At 39.2% G+C, this 21,899-nt stretch carries 22 protein-coding genes; 1 reads left to right on the top strand and 21 read right to left on the bottom strand.

Annotated elements, in window-relative coordinates; genetic code table 11:
- Window positions 1–311 precede the first annotated feature (311 nt).
- A complete protein-coding gene (locus SPI61_RS01905; RefSeq protein WP_321136452.1) occupies window positions 312–971 on the top strand; it encodes a Crp/Fnr family transcriptional regulator in 660 nt (219 codons plus the stop codon).
- Window positions 972–1,034: 63 nt separating this feature from the next.
- Here SPI61_RS01905 and SPI61_RS01910 read toward each other — a convergent pair whose 3' ends face one another.
- The 21 genes from SPI61_RS01910 to plsX all read right to left on the bottom strand — a co-directional run bounded on the left by SPI61_RS01910 (window position 1,035) and on the right by plsX (window position 21,875).
- Window positions 1,035–2,489 (bottom strand): DUF438 domain-containing protein, encoded by a 1,455-nt coding sequence (locus tag SPI61_RS01910; protein ID WP_321136453.1) that lies wholly within the window; start codon window positions 2,487–2,489, stop codon window positions 1,035–1,037.
- 659 nt (window positions 2,490–3,148) lie between these two features.
- Window positions 3,149–3,424, bottom strand: a complete 276-nt coding sequence (locus SPI61_RS01915) for a hypothetical protein (protein ID WP_321136454.1) — start codon at window positions 3,422–3,424, stop codon at window positions 3,149–3,151.
- 21 nt (window positions 3,425–3,445) lie between these two features.
- A complete protein-coding gene (locus tag SPI61_RS01920) occupies window positions 3,446–3,667 on the bottom strand; it encodes a DUF3784 domain-containing protein (RefSeq protein ID WP_321136455.1) in 222 nt (73 codons plus the stop codon).
- 131 nt (window positions 3,668–3,798) lie between these two features.
- Complete coding sequence (msrB, locus tag SPI61_RS01925; RefSeq protein WP_321136456.1) at window positions 3,799–4,863, bottom strand: peptide-methionine (R)-S-oxide reductase MsrB; 1,065 nt, start codon at window positions 4,861–4,863, stop codon at window positions 3,799–3,801.
- A 171-nt stretch (window positions 4,864–5,034) separates the two neighbouring features.
- Window positions 5,035–7,101, bottom strand: coding sequence for a type I DNA topoisomerase (gene topA, locus SPI61_RS01930; RefSeq protein WP_321136457.1), 2,067 nt, complete (start codon window positions 7,099–7,101; stop codon window positions 5,035–5,037).
- A 62-nt stretch (window positions 7,102–7,163) separates the two neighbouring features.
- Complete coding sequence (gene dprA, locus SPI61_RS01935; protein WP_321136458.1) at window positions 7,164–8,258, bottom strand: DNA-processing protein DprA; 1,095 nt, start codon at window positions 8,256–8,258, stop codon at window positions 7,164–7,166.
- A 2-nt stretch (window positions 8,259–8,260) separates the two neighbouring features.
- Window positions 8,261–9,781 (bottom strand): YifB family Mg chelatase-like AAA ATPase, encoded by a 1,521-nt coding sequence (locus SPI61_RS01940; RefSeq protein WP_321136459.1) that lies wholly within the window; start codon window positions 9,779–9,781, stop codon window positions 8,261–8,263.
- A 10-nt stretch (window positions 9,782–9,791) separates the two neighbouring features.
- On the bottom strand, window positions 9,792–10,154 hold the full coding sequence (locus tag SPI61_RS01945) for a YraN family protein (protein WP_321136460.1): 363 nt from the start codon (window positions 10,152–10,154) through the stop codon (window positions 9,792–9,794).
- Entirely contained in the window at window positions 10,151–10,732 is a 582-nt protein-coding gene (locus tag SPI61_RS01950; protein ID WP_321136461.1) for a ribonuclease HII, read from the bottom strand. The genes SPI61_RS01945 and SPI61_RS01950 overlap by 4 nt, the downstream gene beginning before the upstream one ends.
- On the bottom strand, window positions 10,719–11,561 hold the full coding sequence (gene ylqF / locus SPI61_RS01955) for a ribosome biogenesis GTPase YlqF (RefSeq protein ID WP_321136462.1): 843 nt from the start codon (window positions 11,559–11,561) through the stop codon (window positions 10,719–10,721). The genes SPI61_RS01950 and ylqF overlap by 14 nt, the downstream gene beginning before the upstream one ends.
- 82 nt (window positions 11,562–11,643) lie before the next feature.
- Window positions 11,644–11,988: a 50S ribosomal protein L19 gene (gene rplS, locus SPI61_RS01960; RefSeq protein WP_034545254.1), complete on the bottom strand. Its 345-nt coding sequence runs from the start codon at window positions 11,986–11,988 to the stop codon at window positions 11,644–11,646.
- Entirely contained in the window at window positions 11,975–12,709 is a 735-nt protein-coding gene (gene trmD / locus SPI61_RS01965) for a tRNA (guanosine(37)-N1)-methyltransferase TrmD (protein ID WP_321136463.1), read from the bottom strand. The genes rplS and trmD overlap by 14 nt, the downstream gene beginning before the upstream one ends.
- 5 nt (window positions 12,710–12,714) lie before the next feature.
- Window positions 12,715–13,221: a ribosome maturation factor RimM gene (gene rimM / locus SPI61_RS01970; protein ID WP_321136464.1), complete on the bottom strand. Its 507-nt coding sequence runs from the start codon at window positions 13,219–13,221 to the stop codon at window positions 12,715–12,717.
- Window positions 13,221–13,451, bottom strand: a complete 231-nt coding sequence (locus SPI61_RS01975; protein ID WP_321136465.1) for a KH domain-containing protein — start codon at window positions 13,449–13,451, stop codon at window positions 13,221–13,223. Before SPI61_RS01975 ends, rimM begins: the two co-directional genes overlap by 1 nt.
- Window positions 13,452–13,458: 7 nt before the next feature.
- A complete protein-coding gene (gene rpsP, locus SPI61_RS01980) occupies window positions 13,459–13,767 on the bottom strand; it encodes a 30S ribosomal protein S16 (RefSeq protein WP_414601512.1) in 309 nt (102 codons plus the stop codon).
- Window positions 13,768–13,785: 18 nt separating this feature from the next.
- Window positions 13,786–15,117, bottom strand: coding sequence for a signal recognition particle protein (gene ffh, locus SPI61_RS01985; protein ID WP_321136467.1), 1,332 nt, complete (start codon window positions 15,115–15,117; stop codon window positions 13,786–13,788).
- 14 nt (window positions 15,118–15,131) lie between these two features.
- Window positions 15,132–15,479: a YlxM family DNA-binding protein gene (ylxM, locus tag SPI61_RS01990; RefSeq protein ID WP_321136468.1), complete on the bottom strand. Its 348-nt coding sequence runs from the start codon at window positions 15,477–15,479 to the stop codon at window positions 15,132–15,134.
- 102 nt (window positions 15,480–15,581) lie between these two features.
- On the bottom strand, window positions 15,582–16,982 hold the full coding sequence (ftsY, locus tag SPI61_RS01995) for a signal recognition particle-docking protein FtsY (RefSeq protein ID WP_321136469.1): 1,401 nt from the start codon (window positions 16,980–16,982) through the stop codon (window positions 15,582–15,584).
- Between the two features lie 120 nt (window positions 16,983–17,102).
- Window positions 17,103–20,603, bottom strand: coding sequence for a chromosome segregation protein SMC (gene smc, locus SPI61_RS02000; RefSeq protein WP_321136470.1), 3,501 nt, complete (start codon window positions 20,601–20,603; stop codon window positions 17,103–17,105).
- A gap of 62 nt (window positions 20,604–20,665) precedes the next feature.
- On the bottom strand, window positions 20,666–20,896 hold the full coding sequence (gene acpP, locus SPI61_RS02005; protein WP_321136471.1) for an acyl carrier protein: 231 nt from the start codon (window positions 20,894–20,896) through the stop codon (window positions 20,666–20,668).
- Window position 20,897: 1 nt separating this feature from the next.
- Window positions 20,898–21,875, bottom strand: a complete 978-nt coding sequence (plsX, locus tag SPI61_RS02010) for a phosphate acyltransferase PlsX (RefSeq protein ID WP_321136472.1) — start codon at window positions 21,873–21,875, stop codon at window positions 20,898–20,900.
- Window positions 21,876–21,899: the final 24 nt, after the last annotated feature.

The following is a 21,899-nucleotide window of genomic DNA, read 5'->3' on the forward strand; positions in this document are numbered from 1 at the left end:
ATGCTTAATGCATATTTTGCCTTAAGCATAATGTGGTAACCTGAATCAATTGCGGCTCATATTGCCATAACAATAACTTTGATAATTGCAAATTGATTTCGGCATATCATGCCTTAATCATTATGTTGATAATGTAAACACTTTTATAGTATATTTTTTAATTTACCGAGTTTAGAGTTTTTTAATGTCATAACAGAAAATCTATTCATAAAAATTTCTCATGCAATCATTCCCCTTTATTTCTCAGCCTATATATATTATAATAAAGATAAATTATAAAGTATGTTGTTATAACAACGAAAGGTGGATTTATGGATTATAAATTTTTATCTGAAACAAATTTGTTTAGAGGTCTGAGTGAAGATGACATAAAAAATGTTCTCCCCTGCCTACGACCGGTTGAAAGAAGCTACAATAAGAACGAGATTGTCCTTAAAAGAGGCGACGTTACCGATAAAATCGGGATGGTTGTGAATGGTGGAGTAAATATTTTTGTGGCTTCCTATTGGGGACAAGGACAAATCTTCGGCCATGTAAAGCCCGGAGAAATTTTTGCAGAAAATTATGCAGCCATTCCGGGCAAAGAGCTCCTTTGCGATGTCATCGCTCAACAAGATTCCGAAATTCTATTCTTTGATTTCTCCGCCCTTGTTAAAACTTGCCAAAAGGCATGTCCTTACCACAATGAGCTGATTTTAAATCTTATTAGAATTGCTGCAAGAAAAAATCTGCTCTTTTCGAATCGAATGATCCACACCAGTTCAAAGTCGATTAGGGGTCGCATAAGTTCGTATTTGTCTGAGCAGGCAACCATAAACAACAGCAATCTCTTTTCAATTCCATTTAACCGCCAGGAGCTTGCCGACTATTTGAATGTGGACAGGTCCGCGCTTTCAAACGAGTTAAGCAAGATGCAGTCGGAAGGTCTGTTGGAGTTTTATAAAAATTCTTTTAAGTTAAATAAAAAATAAATTTCTCTTTAAATGAACACCCCCTTAAATCCGAAAACGGAAATAAGGGGGTGTTTTATTGAGCTAAAGACCCAAATGTTTTTTAATTCCTTCCATATTTTGCACAAGTTCCATTGTGCCAAGGTATGTGCCGTTTTTGTCTCTTACGGCAAAATAAGTTACAAGAAAGTCTCCTTCTTTTTTATTCATATAGACCTCGACTTTGTCGCGAGCTCCCGATTTGAAATCGCCGATAATTGCGCGTACCATCGGCTCAATCTTCGGCGGATGGCATGAAAAAACATCCCTTCCAAGTGCCATCGACGGTCGCTTGAAGACCTTTGGAACTTCGTTAAAAAATCTATTTATGTCCGCGGCGTCAACAAAAGTTATTTCAAGAGGCAATGTGTTTAAAACAGCAATCAACTCTTTTAACTTTAAAACTCCGCCCGGCATCTTGATTTCCATTTCCATATCAATGTCGCTTTCTTCCGCTGGCTTCGCATCATCCCAAGTTTCATCTATTCCGAATGCTATATCGTAATCTTTCGAATCGAAATAAATTCCATGCCAATCTTCTTCCGTAAAATTTGCAGCGCAGAGTGGAAATAAAATATTTTCTTCCTTGTAAATCATTTCCTTGGCTCGTGTCAACACCTCGACAGCCTTGTCCTTATCATGAGATTTTCTAAGGTCTCTTAAGCCGTCTCTGATTTCATCGTCAACAGTCCACATAACATTTGACGGTCCAAACATTCCATACTTTTTGTTTAAAAGCGGATAAATCAAATCGCCCTTTTTTGCGTAATGGATTGACAAATCAGATATACCTTTCGGAAGCTCACCGCCTGGATTCGATGAAAATTCTTCAATTAATGCTGAAGCTCTTTCATTTTCCTTGGAAAAAGTTGAGAGAGGGTGCCCTACAATCGACTTGTAATAGGCGGCAAATTGTTTTTTATTTGCCCTCTTCTCTTCCAAGCTGAGCCCATTAGCACCGACTCCATGAATCTCCTCAACGCTCATCCCGTGAAAGAGTGAAGAGTGAACGTCGCAAAGCTTTTTTATTTTTTCTACAGGCATGCCCTCTTTTATAAGCTCTTCTTCAGCAGCCATAATCTCGCTTGCATCAACCGACTCAAAATTTTTCACAAAGTCCGCCCTCACCTCTTCCAATTGAGTCTCATCTTCAAGCCTTTGAAGATATGACTTTAAAAGAGCCTTTCTCTTTTCCCTTTCATCATTCGTGACTCCTTGTTCTTCCTTTGTCAACGCTTTTTTACCAGGAGTTGCACTTGCTGCTTCATCAGCACCCGGTCTCTCAAAGGCAAAGCCGTTCTTTTTAAGCGCGAGAATAATATCAATCATCTCAATCCCCTTCGTCTTTGCTCCTTTTGGAATGGTCATAAACCTTCCAACAGAATTAATCATCGCCGGCTTTTTAATCTCCGAAAAACCAATCTCATCCATAATCTCCACCAGCTCAGGATATTCCTTAACAAGGTCGTAAACACTCTTATTTAAATCAATATATTTCATAAAACCCTCCTTAAAATTTTTATTCATTTAGTTTTTAACAACATTGAATTATATACTTATTTATAATTTAATTACATCTATACTATTAACATATTTATATCTGTTTTAATATCAAAATTTTATTTGTTTTTATATAAAAATTCTATCTGATTTAATATCATAAGTCCATCTGTCTTTATATCAAAATTCTACCTGTTTTTATATCAAAAGTCCTAATATCATTTACAGATTTCGCTACTACCTTTATTTTATATTACAATTAAATTATACACATTATTTTTGATACTGTATGTTGTTTTAACAACATAGAATTTATTTTTTGCGTGATTGACTGAAATAGCAATGGATGAATAGATTAGTTTTGTGGATTTTTCGGTGTTTTTATACTATGAAATTTTTGATTTTTATTAAATTGATTGAGATTACGGCGTTTAAAGTTTTGACTTTTTATATGGATAGCTATTTCATAAAACTATAGTTTTTGATTTATTTAAAAGTTCGGCGGAGTTTTTCGAATTATTGTTCTGATGTTTGGCGATATATAATTAAATTTTTAGTTTCTCTAAAGTATATTTACCCGATATTGCTTCCCCTAAATATTAATTTTCTAAAAATTCAACTTATTTTCCCACAAAAAAAGCACCTACAAATGCAAGTGCCTATTTCTTCCCCATGAAAAGCGAAACGGAGTTTATTAAAATCGATATTAAAACAAGCACCCAAAGCGCAGTGCTTATTGTCGGTACTGTGTCCATGAGAGCGCTCCAGTCTTTTTCGGCGACGTCTCTCGCCGCACTCGAGTAGAATGCGCACACGGTTAGAGCTGTGAACGACAGGCTCAAAAATCTATACAGTTCCGCGCTTTTCTTTTTCAGTGTAAAAACAATGTTTAAAACGGCGAATATTATTGCCGCAATTCCTAAAACAATTACCATGTTTCCCCCTAATTTTAATTCTTAAAAATTTATAATAACTACAATCCCTGCAATGAGTAGCACCGCTCCAATTGCAAGTTCAATTTTTCCAACTTTTTTCGCATATTCCTCTGTTTTTCTTCCCGCTTTTAAATCCGATTCGAAGCCGTTTATCAAATCATATCTTTTTTTCGAGTAGATTAAGTATCCGAATGTGAGAAACGAAACTCCGAGAAGGATCAGCATGATTTTTAAGATTAACATATTTACTCTCCTTTATTTTATTATACCACAGTCAGTGCATTATTTCACGTACAACATATTCATAAATTAATCACAATCGAAAAGCGCAGTTAATTCTTAGATAGTTACGATTTTACTGTGTTTTATTTGTCCTATTCAACAAGATGTTTTAAGTATCCATAGCCTTCCTCGTCCATTTTTTCGAGCGGAATGAATTTGAGTGCGGCGCTGTTTATGCAGTATCTTAGTCCGCCTTTATCTTTCGGTCCGTCGTCGAACACGTGTCCCAAATGCGAGTCGCCGGATCTGCTTTTAACTTCGGTCCTTTCCATATTGTGCGAGTTGTCTTTGTTGTATTTTAACACATCTTTTGAAATCGGCTTTGAAAAAGACGGCCATCCGCAACCAGAGTCGAATTTGTCGGTCGAACTGAAAAGCGGCTCGCCTGTAACGACGTCAACATAGATTCCCTTTTTGTGGTTATCCCAAAATTCATTGTCGAATGCGGGCTCAGTTGCGCTTTCCTGGGTGACTTTGTATTCTTCGTCGGTCAAGTTTTTCCTTATTTCATCCTCCGACGGCTTTTTGTATTCGTCCTCGTCGATTATCACTTCATTTGCCTTTGAAAGGTCGATGTGACAATAGCCCTTCGGATTTTTCACCAAATAGTCTTGGTGATAATCTTCGGCATTATAAAAATTGTCCAACTTTTTTACCTCAACAACAATTTCGTCATCATATTTTTTCTGTTCTTTTTTAAGTTTCTCAACAATTATATCTCTGTCGGAGTCGTTGACATAATAAATTCCCGAACGGTACTGCGTGCCTTCATCATTTCCCTGTTTATTGAGGCTTGTCGGGTCCACAACCATCAAAAAATAACTGAGGAGTTTATCGAGCGAGATTTTTTTCGGCTCATATTGCACCTTCACAGTTTCAGCGTGCCCCGTTTCTCCCGTAGACACTTCTTCATACGTCGGATTTTCGGTTTTACCGTTCGCATATCCACTCGTCGCATCGTAAACACCGTAAATCTTTTCCATATATCCTTCGATTCCCCAAAAGCAACCGCCTGCAAAGTAAATCGTCTTTAAATCACTTGCGTCGATAGTTTCTTTCGTTTTATTTATTTTCGGATTTTTATTCTGTTTTATACAACCCACAAGAATGATTGCCGCCAAAAGAATTGCGACAAGTTTATATTTATTTCTATTCATATTATCAACCTCTTTTTTATATTTATACCCTGAGAAGTGTAAAATCAGTTAAGAGCGACAGATTTATCCGGCTCCGGCAAAAGTTCCAATTTTAACTCTCCCACAATTTATCATATCCAAAATAAACTCCAAAGTTTCATTCCAACAAAAAAGGGCGTTTAGCCGCCCAATTTATTTTTTATTTCTTTCAAATTCTTCCTCATAGTCACAGTCCAAGCATTTTATGAGATTCGTTTTCGCCTTTTTCCTTTCGGTCAATACTCCGCCGCATTTCGGGCATTTCTTTTCGATTGGAAGGTCGAATGATGCAAAGTCGCATTCCGGATATTTGTTGCAACCGTAGAAGACTCTGCCTCTTTTGCTCTTTCTTTTAACGATATCGCCCTTGCCGCACTTCGGACACTTGATTCCGATTTTGTCCTCAATCGGTTTTGTATTTTTGCATTCCGGGAATCCCGGGCACGCAAGGAATTTTCCATAAGGCCCTTGTTTAATGACCATCATTCTGCCGCAAAGTTCGCATTTAACATCCGAGACTTCATCTTTTATCTCGATTTTTTCCATCTCTTCTTCCGCAACTTTCAAGTCTTTCTCGAAAACTCCGTAAAATTCCAGCAATGCTTTGTTCCAATCTTCTTTGCCTTCTGCAATTTTGTCCAAGACTACTTCGAGTTCAGCGGTGAATTTGACGTTTATAATCGATGGAAAATATTCTACAAGTATTTCGTTTACAAGTTCACCGAGCTCCGTCGGTTTTATGCTCTTGTTATCGATGACGACATATGCCCTGTTCACGAGTGTAGAGATTGTCGGCGCATAGGTCGACGGTCTTCCTATTCCGTCGCTTTCCAACGTTTTGATTAAGCTCGCTTCGGTGTATCTTGCCGGCGGTTTTGTGAATTGTTGTTCTTTTGTGAATCTTTCGTGCGAAAGAAGAGTTCCCACTTTAAATCTGTTTAAGTCGATGTCCGTGTAGCCCGGTTCGATGCCCGAGGCTTTCATATATCCGTCAAAAGTGAGTTTGTTTACAACATTTTTAAAGATGTAGTCGCCGTTTTGTAGCGTAACTTTCGTCGAGATGACTTTTGCCTTTGCCATTTGCGACGAGACAAATCTTTCCCAAATGAGTCTGTAGAGTTTGTACTCCGCATCCGAAAGATATTTTTTCATCATCGACGGCGTTCTCATAACGTCGGTCGGACGAATCGCTTCGTGCGCATCTTGAGTATTTTTGCCCTTGTTCACATAGTGCTTCGGTCCTTCGTAATACTCTTTACCGAATCTATCGACGATAAATTCACCCGCAGCTTGGATTGCTTCCGGTGCAATTCTTCTCGAGTCGGTTCTCATATATGTGATAAGCCCGATTTCTTCTCTTCCCACTTTCACACCTTCATAGAGCTTTTGCGCAATTTGCATTGTAAAGCCCGATTTGAAGTTCAATCGTCTGTTCGCATCTTGTTGCAAAAGCGAAGTTGTGTACGGAGATTGCGGACTCTTTTGTCTGTTATTTTTGCTGTTTTCAATAACTTTGTATTTATTTTCACTGCAATACTTTTCTATCTTTTTTGCAGTTTCTTCATTCGGAACTGTGAGCGCTTTGGCTTTTCCGTTTTCCATGATTTGCTTTAAATCAAACCACAAGTCTCCATTTTTCTCAAACGAAGATTTAAGATTCCAATATTCAGTCGGCTCAAACGCTTTGATTTCGTCTTCGCGTTTACAAATGAGCATGAGCGCAACCGATTGCACCCTTCCGGCGGAGAGTTTGTTTTTAACTTTTTTCCACAAAAGCGGACTTATGCTGTAGCCCACAACTCTGTCCACAACACGTCTTGCCTGTTGGCTGTCGACGAGGTCCAAGTCGATTTCTCTCGGAGATTTTATCGACTCCAAAATCGAGCGCTTTGTAATTTCGTTGAAAACAATTCTGTTCTTTTGCCCCTCCACATCGAGCACTTTTGAAACGTGCCACGCGATTGCTTCTCCCTCTCTGTCGTTATCTGTTGCGATGTAGATTTTAGACGACTTTGCAGCCGCTTTTTTTAAATCGCTGATAACGGGTCCTTTTCCGCGAATGGTTATATATTCAGGCTCGAAAGTTTCCATGTCGACTCCCATGCGTGAGCGCGGGAGGTCTTTTATGTGTCCCTTTGTTGCCAATACTTTTTTATCTTTTCCCAAAAATCTTGAGATAACTCGCGCCTTTGTAGGCGACTCAACTATAAATAAATCCAATTGATCACTTCCAATATATTCTTCAAAAACTTATATTAACAGAAAATTAATAAAAATGCAAATCATTTCATTTTTAACATATATGTGCCGCGTCTTGTCGAAACTATGAAGTCCATAAGCTCGAGTTCCGCAAGTGTGACTTGAAGCGTTGTGACGTCAAGTCCGGTTCTCGCTATAAGTTTGTCGACGTTTGCTTCGCCGTTTTGAAGTTCGTTTATGATTAAATTTTGCACATCTGTAAAATTCGTGCTCTTGTTTTCTTTTTTCGGTTCAGCAAAATCTCGAAGTTCGCGAATTTCCGACACAATGTCCTCAACACCCATGACGAGTTTTGCACCGTCTTGTATGAGCTTGTTCGTCCCCTTCGAATAGATACTGTTTATGTTTCCCGGAATCGCAAAAACGTCTCGTCCTTGCTCTGCGGCAAACGACGCCGTGATAAGTGTGCCCGACTTTTCCTTCGCTTCCACAACGACAACGCCCAAAGAAAGTCCGCTTATAATCCGATTTCGTCTCGGGAAATTGTACGGCACTCCCTTCATCTTCGCCGGAAACTCCGTTATAACCGCGCCTTTTTCGGAAATTTCTACATATAGTGCCTTGTTTTTCTGCGGATAAATAACGTCGATGCCCGTTCCCATAACCGCAATCGTTCGATTGTTTTCTTTAAGAGCCGCACGATGAGCGATTGAGTCCGCTCCGTCCGCCATTCCCGAAACAACAGTTATTCCAAGCTTTGAAATCTCGCTTGCAATAAACTTCGTCGCTTCTTTTCCGTAGTCGCTCAAACGCCTCGAGCCGACAATCGCAAGTGCGATGTGGTCTTCCGGTTTCAGCTCGCCTTTGATATATAAAATCTGCGGCGCATCTTCGATATTTTTCAAACTGTACGGATAGTCTTCGTCTTCGATTGTCATAACGCGAACACCGAGATTCCTGTAATATTCTTTTGTCCACTCGAGCTTGTCGTAGTTTTTATTTTCTAAAATATAATCGATATCTTTTTCCTTCAAAATTTCGAGACTTAAAAAATCATTCTTCGTCATTTCGAAAATTTCTGAAATGTTTTCGAGATTGTCTTTTAGCGCAATGATTTTCTTGTTCGACAAATTTATAGAATTTAAAAAGATATATGCATCACAATTTGAATAAGCCATGTCTAAAAATATTTCGAGTCGAAAGACCTGTATCTCAGGGCTTCGAGCACATGCTCTGTCTTGATTTCGTCAGACTCCGCAAGGTCCGCAATAGTTCTTGAGAGTTTCAAAATCTTGTTGTATGCACGCGCACTGAATTTGTATTTTTTGTACGCCATATCCAAAATTTGCGTTTCCGCTTCGCCCAAATGTATAAACTTCTTTATTGCCTTGCCGTTTAGCTCGGCATTGTTTGTGATGCCGATGTCCTTGTATCTTTCGATTTGACGGTTTCTCGCCTTGTTTACACGCTTTCTGATTTCTTTCGACGTTTCCGCCGGCTTGTCGCTCTTGAGTTCATCATATTTTACCGCATTCACTTCGACGTGAATATCAATTCTGTCGAGAAGCGGATTTGAAATCTTTCCTAGATATCTGTCGATTTGACTTTGCGTGCAAGTGCAATTGTGGTTCGGGTCCCCATAATATCCGCACGGACAAGGGTTCATCGAGGCAACGAACATAAAATTCGCCGGATATTTTATCTGTGCGTTTATTCTCGAAATGCTTACAACTTTGTCTTCCATAGGTTGTCTTAAAACTTCGAGAGTGCTTCTTTGAAATTCCGGAAGTTCGTCAAGAAAGAGAACTCCGTTGTGCGCAAGGCTCACTTCGCCCGGCTTCGGAATGCGACCGCCGCCCACGATTGAAACTGAGCTTGCGGTGTGGTGTGGAGATCTGAATGGTCTCGTGCGCATGAGTCCCGTTTCCTTTAAAAGTCCGCTTACGCTATATATTTTTGTGCTTTCGATTGATTCTTCAAGAGTCATATCCGGAAGAATTGTCGGAAGTCTTCTCGCCGCCATGGTTTTTCCGGAACCCGGCGGTCCGATAATAAGTATATTGTGGTTTCCTGCCGCTGCAATTTCAAATGCTCTCTTCAGATTTTCCTGGGATTTTATTTCCGAAAAATCCACGTCGTATTCCGGCTCAAGGTCCATCGGCTCAACAATGTGTGACGGTGCGATTTCAATATTGCCGTTTAAAAAGTCGACCGTGTCCTTTAGGGTTTTCACAGGATATACTTTTACGTCGTCAAGAATCGAGCATTCCATTCGATTTTCATATGGAACTACAAATTTCTTAAATCCCATATCCCTCATCGATAGAACCATCGGGAGCACCCCGTCAATCGGAACAATTTTTCCGTCGAGTCCGAGTTCGCCCAAGAAAACAAAGTCGTCAGTGCGCCTTTCTTCGATTACACCGTCGGCTTCAAGGATTGAAATTGCAATAGGAAGGTCCGTGTGCGAGCCTTCTTTTTTTATGTTTGCAGGCGAAAGATTTATTGTGATTTTCTTTTGCGGAAAACGAAATCCGCTGTTAAAAATCGCCGCTGTACATCTTTCTCTGCTTTCGTTTATCGCCTTGTCCGCAAGGCCCACTATAGTAAAATTGCATTTTGCCTGTGCAAGGTCGCATTCGACTTTTAGCTCCGCGCCGACAATGCCAAGTAAAACTGCACTTCTTATGCTTGAATACATAACTCCTCCATCATCTATAACTATAAAATGCGTTTTCAATATGATTTATATAATTCTCATCGAAAACAATTTCCACAATGTCAAATCTGACCGTTATATCCGACCAATTCATTTCTCTCATAAAGCCGTCCGAAACGTCGACAATGTGACGAATTTTTTCATCGTCGACGGCGTCCTGCGGATTTCCGAACATACGATTTTTTCTCGCTTTCACCTCGACAAAAACGAGAAATTCGTCCTTAATCGCAATTATGTCCACTTCGCCGTAGCGGTTACTATAATTTCTTTTAAAAATCATATAACCTTGCTTTTCTAAGTATTCGGCTGCCATATCCTCCCCGAGATTTCCTACAATTTTGTTGTTTGATTTCATAGCTTCACCTTGAAACTTTCTCTGTGAATAGGTGTTCTTCCATATTTTAAGATCGCTTCACGATGGGCTTTTGTGCCGTATCCCTTGTGCTTTAAAATGCCATACTCCGGATACATCTTGTCCCAACCGTAGCAGAGTCTGTCCCTCGAAACTTTCGCAATGATTGAGGCGGCGGCAATGTTGTACGAGAGATGGTCGCCGTGTATAATCGAAAGCGTTTTGTACGGAATGTCGAGCTTCACCGCATCCACAAGAACTATGTCAGGTTGAACTATCCTCGCTGCTTCATTGAGCGCTCTTTTCATCGCAAGCTTTGTCGCATTTAAAATATTTATTTCGTCAATCTCCTCTTTCGAAGCGCTTCCAAGTCCAACTGCACACGCTCTTTTGTAAATTTCGTTAAAATACATATTGCGCTTTTTTTCGGTCAGCTTTTTCGAGTCGTCGATTCCGACGATGTAGTTATTCTTTTTCATGATGACCGCTGCGCAAACAACATCGCCCAAAAGCGGTCCGCGGCCGACCTCGTCTATGCCGCAAATATATGTTTCATCGAGCGATTCTTCAATATATCTCATCGACCGACTCCAATGTCAAATTGCCGAGAACGCCTTTTCTGAATTCGTCGACCAAAATCGAGCCGGCTCTTGAGTAGTCATACTCGCCGCCTTTTATTAGTGCGCCGCGTCTTTTTGCAATTCCCTCGAGTACTGCGAGCGGTTCTTCCGATTCGTCAACTCCGTATCTGTTGTTTAGAAGTCCCGGATAGCGAGTTTGCAAAATCTTTATCATTAAAAGCGCCGTTTCCGCCGCATCCACTTCTGATGTGTCAATCGAATTTAAAACTTCGAGATTTGTCACTCTGTTCTCTTCGCTCCTGCTCATCATCAAAATGCCAGGCGTGTCCAAAAGAAGAATGTCTTCCCCTGTTCGCACCCACTGCATATTTCTCGTGACCCCCGGAGTGTTTCCGACTTTCGTGCTCTTTGTGCCCTTAAATGCATTCAAAAAACTCGACTTACCGACGTTCGGCATTCCGACAACCATGACCTTCATCTCGAAATTTTCACGCTTTGTCTTTTTGTTTTCGAGAATATCTTGTTTCACATCTTTTAAAAATCGCTTAAACGATGAAATGTCTCTTTTGTCAAAAGTATTTATCGCAAAAGCACTGAAGCCGTCCTCGCGAAAATTCTTCAGCCACTTCGCCGTCTCGTCTTTGTCAGCCAAATCTTTTTTTGTCATAAGTAAAATATGTTCCTTATTTTCCGCAATCTTTTCAACATAAGGATTCTTTGTGCTATAAGGCATTCTCGCATCAATGACTTCAATGACAACATCAACCAGTTTAATCTTTTCTTTAATTTCGTCCAACGCCTTTTTCATATGGCCGGGATACCAACTCATAAATGCCTCCTTCAGCAAAATAAAAATAAGTATATTAAAAGGATGAACCTATGCATAAAGATACTTCGGCTCATCCTTATAATTAAAATTTGATTTCTTTAACCTTAGCAGCTTTACCTTGACGGCCTCTTAAATAGAAGAGTTTAGCTCTACGTACATGACCTTTTCTTACAACTTCCAATTTTGCAATTCTTGGGGAGTGTAAGAGGAATGTACGTTCTACACCTACACCATAAGAAAGTCTTCTTACAGTAAATGTTTCTTGAACTTGTCCGCCTTGGCGTTTGATAACTGTACCTTCATAAACTTGGATTCTTTCTTTTTCACCTTCAACGACTTTGTAGTGAACTTTAACAGTGTCTCCAACTCTAAATTCAGGAATATCATTCTTTAACTGTTCTTGATTAAGTGCATTAATAACGTTCATCATATCCTCCTTCCTTCATTTTTATAATGAAATTTCTAATTTCTTTGTCTTCAAATTTATCCGCATCCAATTCTTCAATCAAATCCGGACGCAATCTCTTTGTAAGTTTTATACTTTCCATCAAATTATATTTATCAACCAGCTTGTGGTTGCCGGAAAGAAGTATATCCGGTACTTTGAATCCGTTGAAATCATATGGTCTCGTATATTGAGGATGCTCCAATAAACCGTGATAAAAAGATTCTTCGGTGTAAGAATCCTCCGATTTAAGAAGTCCCGGTAACAACCTTGATACTCCGTCAATGAGCATCATCGCCGGTAATTCCCCTCCTGTCAGGACATAATCCCCAACACTTAATTCGAGATTCACATAATTGTCAATAATTCTTCTGTCGACGCCTTCATAGTGTCCACAAAGTATTGTCATTGCCGGAAGTTTCGAAAGTTCATTCAAGACTTCCTGGTTGATTGTCTTTCCGTGCGGCGACATATAAATCACCGTTCCCGGATTTTCAATCGACTTAAGAGCGTCGTATATCGGTTGACAGCACATCAACATTCCGTTTCCACCGCCGTATGGATAATCGTCGGTGCGCTGATTCGGGTCATCCGAAAAAGCACGAATATCGACTGAATTAATACTAACAATTCCCGCCTCAACCGCTCGTTTAATCATCGAGTAGTCCTTTATGGAATCCGTAAAAGACGGAAAAGTTGTCAAAATATTTATATCCAAGGTATCAATCCTTCCACCGGTTTAAAATTTACTCTCTTTGACTTTGTGTCGACATCTTCAAAAAAAGCCTTTACAAACGGAACCATTGCCTCATCTTCGCCATTTGTTATGACAAAAATATCTTGCCCCGGTCCATTTATAACATCCTTCACCTCTCCGATTTCCTTTTCTCCTACAAAAACTTTGATACCAATCAAATCGTTTACAAAAAATCTTCCGTCTTGCAAACTGTTTTCGTATTCATCTTCGGAAACATAAATCGAATAACCGATTCTCTTTTCAATTTCGTCAATAGAATCGACGCCTCTTAGTTTAACATAGAGACTTTTCTTTTTGGTCCAAACGTCTTCAATTTCAAAGCTCTCGCTCATTCCGAAAATAAACATCTCCGTAAATTCAAAGAACTGCTCATTTTTGTCGACCGACGGCATGACTTTGAAAGCGCCTTTAAGACCGAAAGGTGAAGCGATTTTTCCAACCTCTCTGAGATTGTTCACTAATCGACTATCTCCACAAAAATATTTTTGCCGGATTCATTTTTGGAAGCACGTGCAATAGTTCTTATGCTGTTTGCAATTCTTCCTCTTTTGCCGATAACTCTTCCCAAATCTTCATTTGCGACCTTGAGAAAATAAGTAATCTCTCTTTCCTTTTCTTCTTCTGTAATTTCAATGGCTTCGGTATTTACAACCAAATTACTTACAATATGATACAATAAATCTTTCATATTTCACCTATTCTTCTGTTTTTTCAGCTTCTTTTTCTGCTGAAGCCTTTTCTGCTTTCTTATCGCCGGTTACATTATAAGTTTTCAAGAGATAATTTACTGTGTCTGTCGGTTTTGCACCAACGCCGATCCAGTATTCAACTCTTTCCTTATCAATCTTGCAAGCCTTAGGTTCGCTTACCGGATTGTAAAAGCCGATTTCTTCAATAAAACGTCCGTTTCTAGGTGCTCTTGCGTCTGCAACAACAACTCTGTAATATGGTCTTTTCTTTGAACCCATTCTCTTTAATCTGATTTTAACTGCCAAATCATTCACCTCCTCAAAATCTATTACCTATTTAAAAAATGGAAATCCCATTTTGCCAGGTTTCTTTTTCTTTGTCATATTGCCGAATTTCTTCATCATCTTCTTTGTGTCTTTAAACTGTTTCAAAAGCTTTTGAACTTCGACAGGTGACGTTCCGGACCCATTTGCGATTCTCTCTTTTCTCGAAGCATCAATGATGTCGGGCTTTGCCCTTTCCATCGGAGTCATACTTCTTATTATCGCCTCAATGCGTGCCATTTGTTTTTCGTCAACTTCAATATTGCCAAGCGCCTTGCTGTTCATTCCCGGAATCATTCCCATGATGTCCTTTATCGGTCCCATCTTCTTTAGAGCCGCCATTTGTTCGAGGAAATCGTCAAATGTAAAACTCATGTCGCGCATTTTTTGCTCGAGTTCTTCGGCTTTCTTTTGGTCATAAACCGCTTCCGCTTTTTCAATCAAGCTCAAAACATCGCCCATGCCGAGAATTCTTCCGGCGAGTCTGTCCGGTTTGAAGGACTCGATTTTGTCGAGCTTTTCACCAGTTGTTATGAACTTTATCGGCTTGTCGACGACCGACCTGATACTAAGTGCGGCTCCGCCTCTTGCGTCACCGTCGAGCTTTGTAAGAACAACGCCCGTAATCGATAAACTTTCATCGAATGTCTTTGCAACATTTACGGCGTCTTGCCCCGTCATCGCGTCGAGCACAAGTAATACTTCACTTACAGGCACAGCTTTTTCAATGTCTTTAAGCTCTTCCATCAAAGTTTCATCGATGTGGAGTCTTCCCGCCGTGTCGACCAAAATTACGTCGTGGTTTTCTCTCTTTGCGTATTCATACGCTTCGAGAACAGTTTTCGACGGAGTTTGAGTTCCTCTTTCAAAAACCGGAACTCCGACTTGTTCACCTACAACTTGAAGTTGTTTAATTGCCGCAGGTCTATAGATGTCAACTCCGACCATAAGCGGTCTCTTGTTGTCCTTCTTTAAAAGCCCTGCAAGCTTTGCTGTTGTTGTGGTTTTACCGGCACCTTGAAGACCGCACATCATGATTACTGTAGGCTTTCTTGAAAAATCAAGCTTCTCTTCCTTGCCGCCCATGATATTTGTGAGCTCTTCATTTACAATTTTTATAACTTGTTGAGCCGGTGTGAGGCTTTCCATAACCTCTTTTCCGATTGCCCTTTCCTTGACGGTTTTGGTAAAGTTCTTAACAACTTTAAAGTTTACGTCCGCCTCCAAAAGAGCCATCTTTACTTCTCTCATTACCATGTCGACATCTTTTTCGTTCAGCTTGCCCTTTCCGGTAATCTTCGAGAGACTGGATTGTATTTTTTCACTTAAACTTTCAAACATATAATCACCTTTAATCAAATTTCATCGAGCATACTTAGAATTGCAAAAATTTCTTCTTCAACATCTGTCGGTAAATCTTTTTTCTTTACAGAGTTATTATATAAATTCTCAAGTTTATCTTTTGCACTTTCTATAATATAAAAATTTCTCGCAAGTTTCAGATTCTCTTCGAATTTTTCGAGATTTGAAACTCCGTTTTTGATATTTGTCGAAACTGCCTGTTTGCTTATGCCAAGCTCTTCCGCAATTTCAATCATTGTCAAATCGTCATTGTAATATAGATCAAGTGCTTCTCTTTGTCTGTCGGTCAAAAGCTCCTTATAAAAATCATAGAGCTTTCCCAACTCAAAATATTCTATCATAACAACAACCCCTTGTCAACCTTTTTTGTTGACATAGATATAATATCAGATAAACCAACGCTTGTCAATACTTTTTTTGCATTTTTCATAAATATTTTAAAATTACTCAAATATTGCATTTACAAAGAGTTCCGGCTCGAAAGGTTGAAGGTCGTAAATCGATTCGCCGACTCCGACAATCTTTACCGGAATTTTTTCTTCGTATTGGATTGGAATTATAACTCCGCCCTTTGCGGTTCCGTCAAGTTTGTTTAGAGAAACACCGGTAATGTCCGCAGCTTCTTTAAATTCCTTAACTTGGAGAAGCGCATTTTGTCCCGTCGTTGCGTCGAGCGCCAATATAACTTCCATCGTCGCATCCGGCATCTTCTTGTCAATAATTCTCTTTACCTTGTTGAGTTCGTTCATGAGGTTCACTTTGTTGTGAAGACGACCGGCAGTGTCTATAATCGTTATGTCAATATTATTTTTTAGTGAATAATCGAGTCCGTCAAACACAACTGCCGCCGGGTCCGCACCTTCTTTTTGGCTAATGATTTTAACGCCCGCTCTCTCGCCCCAGACTTCGAGTTGCTCAATTGCGGCAGCTCTAAATGTGTCGGCAGCGATAATTGCAACGCTCTTTCCCTCTTGTTTGAATTGATATGCAAGCTTTCCGCAGGTCGTCGTCTTTCCGACTCCGTTAACGCCCACAAGCATCAAAATCGCCGGTGACGGTTCGAGGTGCAGATAATTGTCTTCGATATGTTCATCCATAACTTCCAAAATAATTTCTTTTAAAAGTTCTTTTGCTTCCGAAGTTTTGTGTATGCCTTTGTCGACAATTCTTTCTTTCAAAATATCGATGATTGTCATTGTTGTCGATGCGCCGATATCCCCCATAACCATAACTTCTTCGAGTTCTTCGTAGAAATCATCGTCGATATCATTCTCGGTAAACACAGAGTTTATTTGATAGCTGAAATTCTTTCTGGTCTTGTTAACGCCCTTCATAAATCTCTTGAACACACTTTCCTTTGTGTCTTTCAGCTCTTCTTCTTTATCAGTATTTTCAATTTCTTTTTTTACCGCCGCGTGAATGAATTCTTTTTTCGGCAGTTCATGCTTTTCTTCAAAAACTTCTTTTTTCGGTTCTTCTTTTATTTCTTCGCGCGTCTCAATCCTCGGAGCCGGCTCGGATTGCTTTTCTTCAAAAACTTTACTTTTAACAGGTTCTTCCTTATTTTCAGAAAATTCTGTTTTTTTGTTTTCGGTTTTTAATGCATCATCTTTAGTTTCAATTTTCTTTTCAAAAGTCGGCTCATTTTTTATTTCGTGAGACTCGGTTTTCTTTTGAAAACTCGGTTCATTATCAAATTCATGAGTCTCGGTTTTCTTTTCAAAAATCGGCTCCGACTTTTGGGGCTCTTCAACTTTTTTTGTTGACTCTTCTATTACTTCTTCAATCTTATTTTCTTCATTATCTTTTTTCTTCGAAAATTTATTTTTAAACCAATTAAACATTCGCTCTCTCCTTAATTTTAGATTATATTTCATTATACATTAAATAGTATTTCTTTTCAATGATTGCGCGCATAAAAAAAGCGACATCTCTGCCGCTTTCATCAAAATATTATTATTTATTTATTCTTCTTCATATTCTTCAATTCTCATGCTTATGATATCGCTTATACCCTTCTTTCTCATGCAAACACCATAAATCGTATCCGCAACTTCAAGAGTCGGTTTTCTGTGTGTGATAATTAAGAATTGGCTGTCTTCGCTCAGCTTTCTTAGGAAATTTGTGTAACGCATAATGTTTGCATCGTCGAGCGCCGCATCAATTTCGTCAAGAATACAAAAAGGCGACGGTTTAAGTTTTAAAAATGCAAAGAGAAGTGCCATTGCAGTCAAAGTTTTTTCTCCGCCCGACAAAAGGCTAAGCTGTTGTTCTTTCTTTCCCGGCGGTTTTGCAATGATTTGTATTCCTGTGTTTAACGGGTCGTCCGGGTCCGTCATCGTTAGATCCGCTTTTCCACCGTTAAATAGTTCTTCAAATACATATTTGAAGTTGTTTCTTATTTCTGCAAATGCTTCGTTAAATTGCGCCTTCATATCGCGATTTATCTTTTTCAAAATCGAAAGTAAGTCGTCAATAGAATCCTTACAATCCGAAATTTGTTTTTCATAGAAAGTCTTTCTTTCAAGCGCTTCCTTATATCCCGCAATTGCCGACATATTGACCGGTCCCATCAATTCAATCTTAGAATTTATTTCATTTATATTTTGTGTGAGCTCTCTTAAAGACGCCGTTTCTCTTTCACTTACAATAAATTCGTCGTATGAAATATTATATTCATTCAACAAATCATTCTTTTTTATCTCGAGGTTTTCATCAATTCTCGCAATTTTTAAATTGTCGGAATTTATTTTTTCATTTATGCCCGTGATGTTTTCTCTTATAGAGTCCTCTTGAATCGAGAGAGTTTCAAACTTCGCCCTGAGTTCATTTCGCTCTTTGTAAAGTTCATTTGTTTTTGAGTCGATTAATTTTTCCTTTTCCTCAAACTCGGTCATACTCTTGAAGAATGAATCCCTGGTTTTACCTTTTTCTTCGAGCATATTCTCGCTCTCTTCAAGAGTCTTCTTCATATTTTCGATTTCAATTTCCAAATTCTTCACATGCAAATTGTTCTCATCAATTCTCGACTGCGCATTTTCCTTTTTATACAAAAAGAGCTTTATATTGTTTTCCTTTTCGTTTAACTCCCTCAAAGATTCGTCAGCCGACTCCTTAAATTTCTCGAACTCGGATTTGTAGCTCTCGTATTCCGACTTCGATTTCGCATATGCTTCGTCCGAAATCTCATCAATCAAAATCGAGCTCTTTTCGGCATTAATCTTTTTTAATTCCTCCAAAAGTCCGGCTTTTCTCTCTTCGAGTGCGCCGAGTTTGTCTTCCATAAGATTTTTCTCGTTCTGATCTTTAGCAAATTCGTTTTTATAATTTTCGTAATCTCGAACGCTCGAGTCATACTTCTCCTTGAAGCTGTTGAAATTATTTATTAACGCTTCTGCATCGCCCAATTTTTTAAGAGCCCCTTCATTCGCGCTTAAATCCGTTTTTAGCGCCTTGATTTCGTTTTTGATAGAGAGAGGTGTGATTTGCTCTTTCTTCCCTTCACCGCCGGTTATAGAGCCGGAAAAGTGGAGGAACTCTCCGTCAAGTGTAACGATGCTCGAATTGTATTCGCGGCGTTTTAAAGTTGCGCTTTTTAAATCTCTAAAAATCACAATCGGACCCAAAACGCTCCTTATAAGATTTTCGAGTTCCGGACTTGTTTTAACATGGTCCGCCGCATAACCGAGACAGTCCTCGTCAGGTTTCAACGCTTTAAAATTTGCCGGCTTGTTGTAAAGCTCGAGCGGTAAAAATGTCGCCCTTCCGAATTTATTGGTCTTTAAAAACTCAACCATTTCCTTGGCGTCGTTTTGCGTTCTCGTTATTATATAATTTAATTTTGCACCGAATGCAGTTTCAATCGCCTTTGTGTACTTCGAATCGACGTCGATATTGTATGTGACTTCGGCGAGATACCCCTTGTCGTTTTTAAACTTTTCGTTCACTTTTTTGTTTGAAAATCCCGAAAGTTGATACTGCTCCAAAATATTGTTTTTGAGTGCAAGTTCGTATTTGTTATTTCTAATTTTGTTCTCAAGATTTTCTTTATTTCGGCTAAGCTCCTGCGCCTCTTTTTGCATGCGTGATAATGTTTCTCGAGATTCTTCGAGCGTTGCCTCAAGTTCTTTTAGAGATCCCCTTTTTTTCTCAAGACCTTCGCATAAATCTTCGAAATCTTTTTTCGAAATTTCGAGCGTACTCTTTAAATTTCGAAGAGAGCTTTCGAGAGTTTCGATTCTTTCATCGTAAAACTCCTCACGTTTTTTGTTCGAGTCAAAATCGAGTTTGCTTTTGTTGTATGAAAGATTTTCGCTCATCATCTTGTCTCTTAAAGCTTCGAGATTTTTCGACATCTCCTCTAGCTTTTCTGAAAGTTCGGCTCTCTCTTTCTTTTCGTCACTTGTGAGTCCGCCGTCACCTGTAGAACTTAATATAATAGACAATTCCTTGTTCGAAGTTTTATATTGCTCGATTTTTTCGAGATTCGTCTCGATCGTGCTCTTGAGAGTCGAAATGTCCGACTCGAGTCTTTTTATGTTTTCCGTTTCGAGCCTGTGGTTTCCCTTTGCCTCTGTAAAACTTCTGATGACTTCCATTTTTTCTTTCGAAACATTATCGATTACAATCGAGAGTGCGTCGATTTTTTTCTCGATTTCTTTCGAATCTTCTTTGAGTTTTACGATATTTTCATTTTCGCGCTTCTTGTCGTTTTCGTAAATCTCAATAGAATCCAGGAGTTTCTTTCTGTCGTCTGCGTTTTTAATTAAATTTTTGTACAACAAATCGAGCTCCAAATCTTTCTTTACTATTGCAAGCTCTGTATATTCCTTCGCTTTTGAACTTTCCGTCTTCAAGCGCTCATAATTCTTTTTTATCTCACTGTAAACATCCGTGAGTCTGTCGAGATCGTCATTTGCATTTTTTATTTTCGCAAGCGCTTCTTCTCTCTTATAACGGAATTTACTTATTCCGCTCGCCTCTTCAAAAATAAAACGTCTGTCCTCAGGCTTCGTCGAAAGCACATTGTCGATTTGCCCTTGACCGATAATGCTGTAGCCGTCACGTCCCAAACCCGTGTCCATGAAAAGCTCGCGCACATCCTTCAGTCTCACCTTGTTTTTATTTATGTAGTACTCGCTTTCCCCGTCGCGGTACACTCTCCTTGAAACAACGATTTCAGAGTATGGAAATCTTTCGAGTTCGCATTCGCTGAATTTTATTTCAACTTCCGCAAATCCTACCGGTTTGATATCGTCCGTTCCTGTAAAAATAACATCTTCCATCTTGTTTCCGCGAAGAGTTTTTACACTTGTTTCTCCCAAAACCCATCTTATGGCATCAGAAATATTGCTCTTGCCGCTTCCGTTAGGTCCGACAATAGCAGTAACTCCAGGAAAAAATTCAAGCTTTGTTGTATTCAAAAAACTTTTAAAACCCTTTATGGTCAATTCTTTTAGAAACAAAATAATCCCTCAACTTCAAAAAATAATCCGGCAGATATGTCCACCGGATAAATCAACACTTCTTAAATGCTCTTTTTAACAAAATTTATGCAATCGCCGATTGTTTCAATATTTTCCAAATCTTCATCATCCGCTTCGATATTAAGCTCAGTTTCAAGTGCCATAATAAGTTCAACCAAATCGAGCGAATCCGCATTCAAATCTTCTTTAAATGAAGTATTTTCATTTAGAGTGTTTGCTTCAACGCCAAATTGTGAAGCAATTGAATCGTAAATTCTCTTTTCAATATCCATTTTATATTTCTCCTTTAAATGAATTTTCTATCTTTTCAATCATATTGGACTCAATTGAGTTTTTTGCAACTACAATCGAATTGTATATCGCATGAACGTCAGAGCTTCCGTGCGCCTTGACAACAGTTTTCTTAAGTCCCAAAAGCGGTACCCCGCCGTATTGCGAGGAATCCAATATACTCATTTCCTTTTTTAATCCCGGCTTTGCAAGTCCTAAACCGATTTTTGTTAAAAAACTTTTCTTTGCCGAGTTCTTTAAAAGATAATTTGCAAATCTAAATCCGCCCTCAAGTGCTTTTACAATCGCATTCCCGGCAAAGCCGTCCATAACGACTACGTCAGCATCTCCGTCAAAAATATATCTCGCTTCCATATTTCCGACAAAATTCAAATCGCTGTTTTTAAAAAGCTGATATGCTTCCTTTGTAAGAGCGTTTCCTTTGTGCTCTTCGACGCCGTTGTTTAAAAGTGAAATGCGCGGATTTTTAATATTTAAAATCGACTCAGCATAACACTTTGCCATAACTCCGAATGAATAAAGCACATCCGGCGTAACGTCGACATTCGCCCCCATATCAATCAAAACAACGTGTCCCTTTTTTGTCGGGACATTTGTCGAGAGCGCCGCTCTTTTGATGCCCGGAATTCTTCCAACAATAAGCATACCGCCTGCGAGAACCGCTCCGGTGCTTCCGCCCGAAACAAATGCATCCACGCTTCCCTCTTTTAAAAGATTGAGTCCCACAACAATAGTGCTCTTCTTCTCTTTTCTTATGGCAAGCGCGGGATTTTCATAGTCCGGAGTGATCTCGGTTTCAGCCGGTACAAACTCAATGCCCGCTTCCTCGATCTTTTGTTTCAAACCGGGAAGACTTACAATTGCAACTTGAATATTCAAATCATTCTTGGCTTTTTTTGCCGCCTCGATGACAATCTCAGGTCCCTTGTCAAGACCACTCGAATCAAGTAAAATTTTCATACCGACCTCCATATATATTAATTA

Origin of the sequence: Ezakiella sp. (assembly GCF_034180565.1) — a bacterium.
GTDB lineage: Bacteria > Bacillota > Clostridia > Tissierellales > Peptoniphilaceae > Ezakiella.

Excerpts from the sequence above, each read along its gene's own strand:
- SPI61_RS01905 (WP_321136452.1), top strand. The coding sequence starts at position 312 with ATGGATTATAAATTTTTATCTGAAACAAATTTGTTTAGAGGTCTGAGT.
- SPI61_RS01910 (WP_321136453.1), bottom strand. The coding sequence starts at position 2,489 with ATGAAATATATTGATTTAAATAAGAGTGTTTACGACCTTGTTAAGGAA.
- SPI61_RS01915 (WP_321136454.1), bottom strand. The coding sequence starts at position 3,424 with ATGGTAATTGTTTTAGGAATTGCGGCAATAATATTCGCCGTTTTAAAC.
- SPI61_RS01920 (WP_321136455.1), bottom strand. The coding sequence starts at position 3,667 with ATGTTAATCTTAAAAATCATGCTGATCCTTCTCGGAGTTTCGTTTCTC.
- msrB (WP_321136456.1), bottom strand. The coding sequence starts at position 4,863 with ATGAATAGAAATAAATATAAACTTGTCGCAATTCTTTTGGCGGCAATC.
- dprA (WP_321136458.1), bottom strand. The coding sequence starts at position 8,258 with ATGGCTTATTCAAATTGTGATGCATATATCTTTTTAAATTCTATAAAT.
- SPI61_RS01940 (WP_321136459.1), bottom strand. The coding sequence starts at position 9,781 with ATGTATTCAAGCATAAGAAGTGCAGTTTTACTTGGCATTGTCGGCGCG.
- SPI61_RS01945 (WP_321136460.1), bottom strand. The coding sequence starts at position 10,154 with ATGAAATCAAACAACAAAATTGTAGGAAATCTCGGGGAGGATATGGCA.
- SPI61_RS01950 (WP_321136461.1), bottom strand. The coding sequence starts at position 10,732 with ATGAGATATATTGAAGAATCGCTCGATGAAACATATATTTGCGGCATA.
- ylqF (WP_321136462.1), bottom strand. The coding sequence starts at position 11,561 with ATGAGTTGGTATCCCGGCCATATGAAAAAGGCGTTGGACGAAATTAAA.
- rplS (WP_034545254.1), bottom strand. The coding sequence starts at position 11,988 with ATGAACGTTATTAATGCACTTAATCAAGAACAGTTAAAGAATGATATT.
- SPI61_RS01975 (WP_321136465.1), bottom strand. The coding sequence starts at position 13,451 with ATGAAAGATTTATTGTATCATATTGTAAGTAATTTGGTTGTAAATACC.
- ffh (WP_321136467.1), bottom strand. The coding sequence starts at position 15,117 with ATGTTTGAAAGTTTAAGTGAAAAAATACAATCCAGTCTCTCGAAGATT.
- ylxM (WP_321136468.1), bottom strand. The coding sequence starts at position 15,479 with ATGATAGAATATTTTGAGTTGGGAAAGCTCTATGATTTTTATAAGGAG.
- ftsY (WP_321136469.1), bottom strand. The coding sequence starts at position 16,982 with ATGTTTAATTGGTTTAAAAATAAATTTTCGAAGAAAAAAGATAATGAA.
- acpP (WP_321136471.1), bottom strand. The coding sequence starts at position 20,896 with ATGGATATTGAAAAGAGAATTTACGATTCAATTGCTTCACAATTTGGC.
- plsX (WP_321136472.1), bottom strand. The coding sequence starts at position 21,875 with ATGAAAATTTTACTTGATTCGAGTGGTCTTGACAAGGGACCTGAGATT.